Consider the following 8958-nt stretch of genomic DNA (forward strand, 5'->3'; position numbering starts at 1 on the left):
ACCCCGAGACGGCTGGCTTCGACATCTTGCTCGTACGTGATGCCACCGGCCATCAGTTGGGCGTCGAAGCGAAGCTGGCGCTGAACGCGAAGGTGGCGGACCAGATCATTCCGGACCTACACATGGGATACGCGACCGAGGGGAAGGAAGGTCCGGACTTCCGTGGTGTCATCGTGCCGTTCATCGGAGATGCGGCAGCGGGTATTGCAAAGATGCTCGGCATCCTCGGCGTGCAGGTTTGGGCGCCAGATGGCTACGCCAGCGTCCGCGATGGCATGCATTTCCGCTTCAGCCGCTACCGCGGCGATGACGCTCGCGAGTTCGATGCCACCCAGGGCGAGCTGATGTCATGGGATCTTGCCTGGCACGACTGGAACCCAGCACGTCGCTGCGAGCTTCCGGAGATCGTTCCCGAAGTCCGTGCCGGCGTCCCATGCCCGACGCGCCTGACGCCGTGGAAGATCGGCGCTCTGAAAGTTATCGCCGACCTTGAAGTATTCGGCTTCGTCACCGCGAAGAGTGTGCGCGACCACAGCATCGACGCGCGCCGCTTCTGCGCGAGTGACGGATGGCTGATATCCCTCGGTAGCGGTCGTTGGGCGCGCGGGACTCTTCCTCGCTTCGAGGATCAGCATCCCGAGGCATACGCCCAAGCGTTAGCCGCCGCACGTGAGCGCGCCGCGCAGGCGGTGGCCGCATGAATGTCGGGACGCGTGTGCGATACATCGGGGGCCAGAAGGTCTATCACAACGTGACGCTCCTGCTTCTTCTGGGCCATACGGGAACCATCAAAGCTCGTTCCAGTGAGCCCGGTAAGGACTGGTTCGTAGAAATGGACGTCGGATGCTTCGACATTGATGCGCAGGCCAGCGCGCTTGAGCCCATCGAAGGCGGCGTCGAGGAATTGCAGGTTGCTGACGAGGTTGCGGCATGAGGTACGCGGCTCGTGTAGATGACAACCAGGGCGAGATCGTCCGGGCCCTAAGGCGGATCGGTGTGTACGTCATCGACTGCTCGCACGTCGGCTCTGGCTTCCCGGACCTGCTGTGTGCTTACCGTGGCCGGTGGACTCTCGTTGAGATCAAGGACGGCGATAAGCCACCGTCACGCCGCAAGCTGACGTCGGATCAGGTGATCTTCCACGCCGAAGCCATGGCGAAGGGCTGCAAGGTTCATGTGGTCGAGAACGTCGAGCAGGCCGTGAAGCTGCTCGGGTCCATCGGGACGAGGATGGCCGCATGAGCAAGATATCCAAAGCGGCCACAATCCGCGCCGCTCTGGCCGAAGCGCCGGCAACGACACAGGAGCTGGCTGCCGAACTCGGTATGGCCCGCAACGCCGTCGCCGCCCATCTCAGCATGATGTCGCGGCGCGATCACGTCAGGAAGAAGCCCATGCTGGGCGCTGATGGTCATACCCGGAATCTCTGGTCGATCGGCAGGAGGTCCTCTTGAATGACGGTCTATCACCACCTGACGCACGCGCTGCGAATCATGCGGATCGAGCCGGACTTCAGGAAATGGGGCCCGCTGATCGACGCACTGACACCGGAGCAGCAGGAGGAATGCAGGCCATGGCTCCGCGAAGAGGCCCGCATGAAGCGAATGCCGGCGCAGCCACCGGCTTCGAGGGTGTCCCCACCAGCATCCTCTCGCTCCAACTCGACCAGGCCCGCGACGACCTCAAAGCCTCGCAAAGGCGCAGCGCGCTGATCCGCCGCGAACTGAAGCGGCGCAAACGACACACCATTCGATAACAGCACGACAGGGGATACCCAATGCGCCGCAGGACAGAACTTGAAGACCGGCTCCGGGAGTGGGCTGAGGAGTACCGCCGTACTGGCACCGACAACCATGGGTGGCAGGGCAAGTCACCGACGGCTGTTCTGGCGAAGTGGGGTGGCCGTCCACCGGACGGGCAAGGTCAGGAAGCCCCGTGTACTGCGGCCGACGAGGTCGAGCGCGCCGTCATGGCGCTGCAGAAGACGAAGGACGGCTACCGTGCCGCCTGTGCTCTGCGCTGCGAGTACTGGATGCTAAACGCTGGTGAAGACCACAAGCTTCAGCGGTTGCGTGCCATGGGTTGCTCCATGAGCCGAACGACCTATTACGACGAGCTCTGGGTTGCACGCGTGCATGTAGCGGCTTGGCTGAGGATACCGCTATCTGACGAGATGGTTCATGCGGACCGAAAGCGGGGGTGACTGGTGAAAGTGAAACAGGGTGAGGGTACGACCAAGTTCGGGCCTGGTGTCAGGATCAACCTGACAGGCGACGAGGTGGCTATCGCAATTGACGCGTGGCTAGTAACGCATGGTGTCCACGTGAGAGGACCGAGGACGGTCACTGTGAATGGGCAGCTTTGCCGATCAGGAAGTGTCTACGTCGATGCGAGTGGATTCGTGATGGCGGACGGGAAGCGGCACTCGGGGCGTGGTGGTGTCTCGTCCTGACGCGCGTAGACGTTGATGACTGCAACGCTGCCTTATAGTGAAAAAAAGGGCTTGCGTCCGGACTTTTTTCCCGGATACTCGCGCCTAGTCAGTGTACCCACTGACCAGAAACCCGCCCATGTGGCGGGTTTTTTTGTGCTCGCGTTTGCCTACCCCTGACGGCAGCCGTTGCACCCCGAGCCGTCACCGTCCTCCCCTGCGGTGGCGGCTCACCCTCTTCCAGGGGCCGCAGCGCTTCGGCGCGGGCCCATTTCAACTCGGAGCTTCCATGGACGCCAAGACATTGATGCTGGCGGCCGGGATCTCCTTGCCGCGAGCACAGCTGTGGGCCCTGCCGCTGACGGCGAGCATGAGCCGTTACGACATCACCACGCCGAAGCGCCAGGCCTGTTTCATCGCCCAGACGGGCCACGAGTCGATGCGCTTCGCGCGCGTCCGGGAGATATGGAACCCCAAGCAGGTTCCGGCCCAGGCGCGATACGAAGGTCGCGAGGATCTGGGGAACACCCAGCCGGGCGACGGTATGCGCTTCATGGGTCGTGGCCTGATCCAGATCACCGGTCGCGACAACTACACAAGAGCCTCGAAGGCCTTGGGCGTCGACTTCGTCCGCAACCCGCAGCTGCTGGAACGCGACGACTACGCCGCCATGGTCTCGGCCTGGTGGTGGCACGAGCACGGCTGCAACGAACTGGCGGACAGCGGCGACTTCCTCGCGCTGTCCATCCGGATCAACGGCGAGAACAAGGATACGGGCCTGCCCAACGGGTGGGACGACCGCCAGGAGCTTTGGGCGAAGGCACAAGCCGCCCTGGTGGCATAACTATGGACACGCACATGGCAGAACCAATCAGCGCCGCGATCGGGGTCAAGCTCTCGACCATGGTTGCTGGCTTCGCCGGCGGCGTCGTCAGCCTCGCCTTCCTTCAGGGCCTGACCCGGAAGCAGGCGCTTCTGGCCGTGCTCGTCGGTTGTCTCACCGCGGTCTATCTGACGCCGGTGGCCGTTTACAAATTCGGCGTCGGGCCCGAGCTCGAGAACGGGACCGCGTTTGTCCTGGGCCTCTGCGCCATGAACCTGATCCCGCTGATCAAGAAGGCCTTGGCCGTACGTGCCGAGCGCCTCGCTGACGGCGACGATCAGAAGAAGGGCACCCCATGACCATGAGCAGCTCCGTCGACGCCGCGATCCTCGCGGTCATCCTCGCGCTCGCGTTCGAATCACTGCGCCGCGTGACGTTCTATCACCAGCCGCTTCAGACGGTCGTGTTCCTCCTGTTGTGCGTGGGCTCGTTCGGCAAGATTGCGAGCAGCCTGGACGGTGCGCAGACCCCATGGTGGGCGATCGCGATGCACGCCGGTTTCATGATCTACGCGGTTCGCCACTTCGGCGCCGCAGCCTGGAGTTTGGCCCATGGCAAGTCTGCTGGAAGCGCTCTTCGCCGCAATCCTGAGCTGGTGGGCCAAGCGCAAGGCAGCCAGCAACGTCGAGACCGCGAATGACCATCAAGCCGAAGCTAACGCCGAGGTCGCCCGGGAAAGCGATACGACTGAGCAGCGCCTCGAAGACAGCCGCGCGCGTAGCGCTCGCGATGTGTCTGCCGTTACTGCTGCTGGGGGTGATGCTCCTGCTGACGTGCTGCGCCAGCGCGCCATCGTCAACGAGGCGATCGCTCGAGCCAATTCCGGCGGTGACCTGTGATGAGCACGCTCCTGTCGAACACCTTCCGAGCTATCCGGAACCGGATCCTCGGATCTTCCGCCCCGTCACGAACCTTGACGACGCCCGCATCGTTATCGCCGGCTACAGCGCTGACAGCGTCAACCAGCAAGCCTGGGCCGTCGCCGCTGCCGGCGTCGTCGAGCGAGAACGTGCCAAGCGAGTCCGTACCGCCCACTGCCTCGACGCCTACCGGGCTCGTGGCGTCATCCTCTGAGGAACCCCGTATGAACCTTGCCGCCATCTTCAAGTCGCTTACCCTGATCACCAGCATCATGCCGCTGATCAGTTCGTTCATTCAGCAGGTCGAAGCGCTGCTGCCGTCGGCCCCGGGCACCGCCAAGCTGCAGGCCGTCGTCGCCGCGGTGAATGCCTACCTGGTGAAAATCGAGGCCGATGTCGACGTGATCGCCGCGGCCAAGTCGGAGCTCGCCCCGATCATCGCGGGCCTCGTGGCGCTCTACAACGCTTCCGGGTTGTTCAAGAAGGCTGCGCCTGCTCCTGCTCCTGCCGTGGCCCCTGCCGCTCCGGTCGTTGCTGGTGGTGCCGCTGCTCTCCAGCCCGCCACCTGATCGCTCTCCGGCCCCATCGTCTTGCGGCGGCATGGGGCCGGGATATCCTTGGCCAGCCGAATGGACGGCACAAGGAGTAGGGAATGAGCGATTTCAAGGTGGGGTCTCCCGTGAAGCTAAACGGAGGCAGCCCAGGCATGACGATTACCGCGAAGTCGGCGTCAGGCGATGGCGGCGGCAATCGGTGGCTCTGCGAGTGGTACGTCGAATCTCTCGGGAAGTTCCACACCGACACCTTTCCCGAGGAAGCGTTGAAGATAAACGCTTACCCCGATTGAGTTGGAGCCGCCTTCGGGCGGCTTCTTCGTTATGGCCCCACAGGTTTCCCCATGCGACCGTTACCGCCAGCCACTCTCGGCCAATTCGTCGAAGGGGCGGGATGGCCTGACTCCTTCGCGCCGGCTACCGAAGTACTGGAGTGGGCCATAGGCACCTTCGTCACGGAAGGCGGTCACCTCTTTAACGAGGACCACGCTCACCTCAGACACGCGACTGTCGCTTTTCTATGGGCGGCCTCTGGGTTCGAGAAGCAGGGGCGTTCCGTCCTCGGCCAGTGCGAAGAGGTCACGTTCCGGTGTGGCCCTTGGCAGAAGGGAAGGCAGGAGCAGCAGATGCTTCACTGGTTCGGCCTTGTGCCGGATTTCCTGATCACTCTCGCCGCCGACTACTGCTCCGTTTGCTCGGAGGCCGAGTTCTGCGCGCTGGTGGAGCACGAGCTCTACCACATCGGTCACGCCAAGGACGAGTTCGGCGCCCCCAAGTTCACCAGAGAGGGTGGGCCCAAGCTCGGCATGCGCGGCCACGATGTCGAAGAGTTCATCGGAGTGGTCCGTAGGTATGGAGCCAGCCCGGACGTGGCGGCGTTGGTCAAAGCGGCCAACAGCCCGCCTGAGGTGGCGAGAATCAACATTGCGAGGGCGTGCGGGACCTGTCTGCTCAAGTCTGCCTGACCCCAAGACAGACCTTAGACGGAACCTGACCTATGGCCACGCTGAAGAACGAGGTCAAGGCCTTCATCGTGCAGGCCCTGGCCTGTTTCGACACGCCGTCGCACGTGGCAGCCGCCGTCCGAGAGGAATTCGGGCTTGAGGTGAGCCGGCAGCAATGCGAAGCGCACGACCCCACAAAGCGAGCAGGGCGTGATCTGGCGAAGCGCTGGAGGGTCCTGTTCGAGGACACGCGCAAGCGCTTCCGCGAGGAGACCGCCGAGATCCCCATCGCCAACCGCGCCTATCGGCTGCGAGCGCTTGGGAGGATCGCCGAGAAGGCCGAGGGGATGCGAAACCTGTCCCTTGCCGCTCAGCTGCTTGAGCAGGCGGCGAAGGAAGTGGGCGATGTCTACGTCAACCGAAGGATCGAGCCTGATAAGCCGCTCGTGCCTGGCGTGCCGGAAGGGGCGTCGACCGAGTACGTGCTGAGGCCCGACGAAGATGTACCTGCTTCCCCGTACCTCTGATTCACCGGTCCAGCTCACGCCGAAACAGGCAAACATCTACGTTTGGGGCTTCCAGCCCTCCGCGCGCTTCCGTGACGCGGTGTGCGGCCGTCGGTTCGGCAAGACGTTCCTCGGCAAGGCGGAACTGCGGCGTGCGGCGCGGCTCGCTGTCGAGTGGGGCGTCAGCGTCGAGGACGAGATCTGGTACGCGGCGCCGACGTTCAAGCAGGCGAAGCGGGTCTTTTGGCGCCGGCTGAAGCAGTCGATCCCGGTTTCATGGCGCGCGTCGAAGCCCAACGAGACAGAGTGCTCCATCACGCTCAAGAGCGGCCATGTGCTGCGCGTGGTGGGCCTGGACAACTACGACAACCTGCGCGGCTCCGGCCTGTTCTTCGTCCTCGTCGACGAATGGGCGGATTGCCCGTGGGCAGCCTGGGAAGAAGTCCTTAGGCCGATGCTGTCGACCTGCACCTACACGCTTCCGAGCGGCGAGGTGCGCAAAGGCGGCCACGCGCTCAGGATCGGAACGCCGAAAGGCTTCAATCACTGCTACGACACGCATCAGGACGGCTTGCCCGGTCACGAGCCTGACCACAAGAGCTGGCTGTACACGTCGCTGGATGGCGGCAACGTTCCACCGGAGGAGCTTGATGCGGCCCGTCGAAAGATGGACCCGCGCACCTTTCGGCAGGAATACGAAGCCAGCTTCGAGAACTATGCGGGCGTCGTGTACTACACGTTCGACCGTAACGAATGCAGGACGACCGAGCGGATCAAGCCAGGCGAAGCGCTCCACATTGGCATGGACTTCAACGTCATGAAGATGAGCGCCGTGGTCTACGTGATGCGCGGCGAGTTGCCTCTGGCATTGGACGAGTTCCATTCGGTGCGCGACACGCCGGACATGATCGAGAAGATCAAGGCCCGGTTCCCGGAGCACGGGATTGCCGTCTATCCGGACGCCAGCGGCCAGAACACGAGCAGCAAGAACGCCAGTGAGTCGGATCTCTCGCTGCTGAAAAAGGCCGGCTTCACCGTCGTGGTGGACTCGACCAACCCGAGCATCAAGGACAGGGTCAACTCGCTCAACGCGGTGTTCCTGAACTCGTACGGTGAGCGCCGACTGAAGGTCAACGTCGACCAGTGCCCGAACTTCACCCAGTGCCTCGAACGTCAGATCTACGACGACAAGGGCCAGCCCGACAAGAAGGGTGGTTTCGACCACATGAACGACGCCGGCGGCTACTTCATCGCCAAGCGGTTCCCGATCAAGACCGTGGATTCGTCGGTCGAATACCTCGAAATGTGAGAACCGAATGATCGCTCCTGTCCGCAAGACCAGCGCCGCCGTCGATCGCATGGCAGCCAACTGGCCCATGCTCGACGCGCTCATGGCGGGGACCACGGACATGCGTGCGGCCGGAAAGGCGTACCTCCCGCAGTGGCCGAATGAGTCCGACTCCAGCTACAAGGCGCGCCTGGTAACCGCGGTGCTGCACCCGGCTTATCAGCGCACCGTCGAGGTGCTCGCAGGCAAGCCGCTGTCCAAGGCGATCACGTACAAGGACCTGTCCGCGCACCTCGAAGAGTGGACGCAGAACATCGACGCCGAAGGCCGAAGCCTTCATGCCTTCGCCGGCGACCTGATGACGGACTGCCTTGCGAAGGGCATTTCCGGCGTGCTGGTCGATTACCCGCAGGCGTCCGAGGTGAAGACCAAGGCCCAGGAGCGCGAAGCCGGTATCCGGCCGTACTTCGTTCGTTACCCACCGGGCACTGTGCTGGGCTGGAAGGCGAAGCGGGTCAACGGTGTCATGCAGCTCCTGCAGCTGCGTCTGCTGGAAGCCGAAACCGTCGACGATGGCGACTTCGGTGAGAAGACGGTCGAGCAGGTGCGGGTACTGACGCCCGGCAAGTGGGCCGTCTGGCGCGCGAAGCCGATGAAGCCCGACGAGTGGGAAGAAATCGATAGCGGCGTCACCAGCCTGAAGGTGATCCCCTTCGCCTTCTTCTATGGCGTCCGGACCGGTTTCGGCGTCGGTACTCCTCCGCTTCTCGAGCTGGCACACCAGAACATCGAGCATTGGCAGAGCAGCAGCGACCAGCAGACCATCCTGCACGTCGCCCGTGTGCCGATCCTCTTCATGAAGGGCTTCGACGCCAAGTCAAAGATCAGCATCGGCGCAGCGAGCGCGGTGAAGAGCGAGAACGAGAAGGCCGAGATCAAGTACGTCGAGCACACTGGTGCCGCCATCGCGGCGGGGCGCCAGTCGATCCTCGACCTCGAAGAACGGATGCGGCAGGCCGGTGCTCAGATGCTGGTGCGGCGTGCCGGCAAGGTTACTGCTACCCAGGTCATCGGCGAGGAGAGCGTCGATCAGTGCGTGCTACAGCGCATCACCGAGGTCTTCGACACGTCGATCGAGCAGTGCCTGCGCTTCATGGCGATGTGGATTGGCGAGCCGTTCGATGGATCTGTCGAGCTTTACAAGGACTTCGGTGCCGCCGATATGGGCGAGGCGTCCGCACAGTTCCTCCTGACGATGTCGATCGCCGGCAAGCTATCCAACGAGACCTTGTTCAAGGAGATCCAGCGACGCGATCTCGTCTCCCCCGATGTCACCTGGGACGACGAGAAGAAGCGCCTGCCGGCTCCTGAGCCGCCGAACTAACGAATCAACGATCACCCGAGAAGCCGGCCTTGTGCCGGCTTTTCTCTTTGCCGCGACGCGGATGCGAAGCGGTGCCCTCGGCCGGATGGCCTGTCCACAGGTTGGAAA

General features: G+C 63.3%; 15 protein-coding genes. All 15 read left to right on the forward strand.

What is annotated here, in order from left to right; all coding sequences use genetic code 11:
- On the forward strand, positions 1-701 hold a 701-nt coding region (locus AC1DSN_RS13755; RefSeq protein WP_477331165.1), incomplete at its 5' end, for a hypothetical protein.
- The gene (locus tag AC1DSN_RS13760; protein ID WP_477297043.1) at positions 698-934 is read left to right on the forward strand and encodes a hypothetical protein; all 237 of its coding nucleotides are present in this window, start codon (positions 698-700) and stop codon (positions 932-934) included. The genes AC1DSN_RS13755 and AC1DSN_RS13760, both read left to right, overlap by 4 nt.
- Complete coding sequence (locus tag AC1DSN_RS13765; protein ID WP_477331167.1) at positions 931-1242, forward strand: VRR-NUC domain-containing protein; 312 nt, start codon at positions 931-933, stop codon at positions 1240-1242. Before AC1DSN_RS13760 ends, AC1DSN_RS13765 begins: the two co-directional genes overlap by 4 nt.
- The gene (locus AC1DSN_RS13770; protein WP_477297046.1) at positions 1239-1454 is read left to right on the forward strand and encodes an ArsR family transcriptional regulator; all 216 of its coding nucleotides are present in this window, start codon (positions 1239-1241) and stop codon (positions 1452-1454) included. Before AC1DSN_RS13765 ends, AC1DSN_RS13770 begins: the two co-directional genes overlap by 4 nt.
- A gap of 119 nt (positions 1455-1573) precedes the next feature.
- Complete coding sequence (locus AC1DSN_RS13775; RefSeq protein WP_477297047.1) at positions 1574-1756, forward strand: hypothetical protein; 183 nt, start codon at positions 1574-1576, stop codon at positions 1754-1756.
- A 964-nt stretch (positions 1757-2720) separates the two neighbouring features.
- Complete coding sequence (locus AC1DSN_RS13780) at positions 2721-3275, forward strand: glycoside hydrolase family 19 protein (protein WP_477331169.1); 555 nt, start codon at positions 2721-2723, stop codon at positions 3273-3275.
- 2 nt (positions 3276-3277) lie between these two features.
- The gene (locus tag AC1DSN_RS13785) at positions 3278-3613 is read left to right on the forward strand and encodes a hypothetical protein (RefSeq protein WP_477294388.1); all 336 of its coding nucleotides are present in this window, start codon (positions 3278-3280) and stop codon (positions 3611-3613) included.
- Entirely contained in the window at positions 3610-3954 is a 345-nt protein-coding gene (locus tag AC1DSN_RS13790; protein WP_477294390.1) for a hypothetical protein, read from the forward strand. The genes AC1DSN_RS13785 and AC1DSN_RS13790 overlap by 4 nt, the downstream gene beginning before the upstream one ends.
- Entirely contained in the window at positions 3951-4388 is a 438-nt protein-coding gene (locus AC1DSN_RS13795) for a hypothetical protein (protein WP_477294392.1), read from the forward strand. Before AC1DSN_RS13790 ends, AC1DSN_RS13795 begins: the two co-directional genes overlap by 4 nt.
- Positions 4389-4398: 10 nt before the next feature.
- Positions 4399-4743 (forward strand): hypothetical protein, encoded by a 345-nt coding sequence (locus AC1DSN_RS13800; protein ID WP_477294394.1) that lies wholly within the window; start codon positions 4399-4401, stop codon positions 4741-4743.
- A gap of 83 nt (positions 4744-4826) precedes the next feature.
- The gene (locus AC1DSN_RS13805; protein WP_477294395.1) at positions 4827-5021 is read left to right on the forward strand and encodes a DUF2158 domain-containing protein; all 195 of its coding nucleotides are present in this window, start codon (positions 4827-4829) and stop codon (positions 5019-5021) included.
- Between the two features lie 51 nt (positions 5022-5072).
- Positions 5073-5693 carry a putative metallopeptidase gene (locus AC1DSN_RS13810; protein WP_477294397.1) on the forward strand — a complete coding sequence of 207 codons (621 nt, stop codon included), beginning with the start codon at positions 5073-5075 and terminating at the stop codon, positions 5691-5693.
- A 32-nt stretch (positions 5694-5725) separates the two neighbouring features.
- The gene (locus AC1DSN_RS13815) at positions 5726-6199 is read left to right on the forward strand and encodes a DUF2280 domain-containing protein (RefSeq protein ID WP_477331172.1); all 474 of its coding nucleotides are present in this window, start codon (positions 5726-5728) and stop codon (positions 6197-6199) included.
- The gene (locus AC1DSN_RS13820; protein WP_477294401.1) at positions 6174-7487 is read left to right on the forward strand and encodes a phage terminase large subunit family protein; all 1314 of its coding nucleotides are present in this window, start codon (positions 6174-6176) and stop codon (positions 7485-7487) included. Before AC1DSN_RS13815 ends, AC1DSN_RS13820 begins: the two co-directional genes overlap by 26 nt.
- 7 nt (positions 7488-7494) lie before the next feature.
- On the forward strand, positions 7495-8850 hold the full coding sequence (locus AC1DSN_RS13825) for a DUF4055 domain-containing protein (RefSeq protein ID WP_477294403.1): 1356 nt from the start codon (positions 7495-7497) through the stop codon (positions 8848-8850).
- Positions 8851-8958: the final 108 nt, after the last annotated feature.

This window comes from Luteibacter sp. P4_D7_3 (genome assembly GCF_056401735.1).

Bases quoted from the DNA above. Each gene is read 5' to 3' on its own strand.
- AC1DSN_RS13760 (WP_477297043.1), top strand. From the start codon at position 698: ATGAATGTCGGGACGCGTGTGCGATACATCGGGGGCCAGAAGGTCTAT.
- AC1DSN_RS13765 (WP_477331167.1), top strand. From the start codon at position 931: ATGAGGTACGCGGCTCGTGTAGATGACAACCAGGGCGAGATCGTCCGG.
- AC1DSN_RS13770 (WP_477297046.1), top strand. From the start codon at position 1,239: ATGAGCAAGATATCCAAAGCGGCCACAATCCGCGCCGCTCTGGCCGAA.
- AC1DSN_RS13775 (WP_477297047.1), top strand. From the start codon at position 1,574: ATGGCTCCGCGAAGAGGCCCGCATGAAGCGAATGCCGGCGCAGCCACC.
- AC1DSN_RS13780 (WP_477331169.1), top strand. From the start codon at position 2,721: ATGGACGCCAAGACATTGATGCTGGCGGCCGGGATCTCCTTGCCGCGA.
- AC1DSN_RS13785 (WP_477294388.1), top strand. From the start codon at position 3,278: ATGGACACGCACATGGCAGAACCAATCAGCGCCGCGATCGGGGTCAAG.
- AC1DSN_RS13790 (WP_477294390.1), top strand. From the start codon at position 3,610: ATGACCATGAGCAGCTCCGTCGACGCCGCGATCCTCGCGGTCATCCTC.
- AC1DSN_RS13795 (WP_477294392.1), top strand. From the start codon at position 3,951: ATGACCATCAAGCCGAAGCTAACGCCGAGGTCGCCCGGGAAAGCGATA.
- AC1DSN_RS13800 (WP_477294394.1), top strand. From the start codon at position 4,399: ATGAACCTTGCCGCCATCTTCAAGTCGCTTACCCTGATCACCAGCATC.
- AC1DSN_RS13805 (WP_477294395.1), top strand. From the start codon at position 4,827: ATGAGCGATTTCAAGGTGGGGTCTCCCGTGAAGCTAAACGGAGGCAGC.
- AC1DSN_RS13810 (WP_477294397.1), top strand. From the start codon at position 5,073: ATGCGACCGTTACCGCCAGCCACTCTCGGCCAATTCGTCGAAGGGGCG.
- AC1DSN_RS13815 (WP_477331172.1), top strand. From the start codon at position 5,726: ATGGCCACGCTGAAGAACGAGGTCAAGGCCTTCATCGTGCAGGCCCTG.
- AC1DSN_RS13820 (WP_477294401.1), top strand. From the start codon at position 6,174: ATGTACCTGCTTCCCCGTACCTCTGATTCACCGGTCCAGCTCACGCCG.
- AC1DSN_RS13825 (WP_477294403.1), top strand. From the start codon at position 7,495: ATGATCGCTCCTGTCCGCAAGACCAGCGCCGCCGTCGATCGCATGGCA.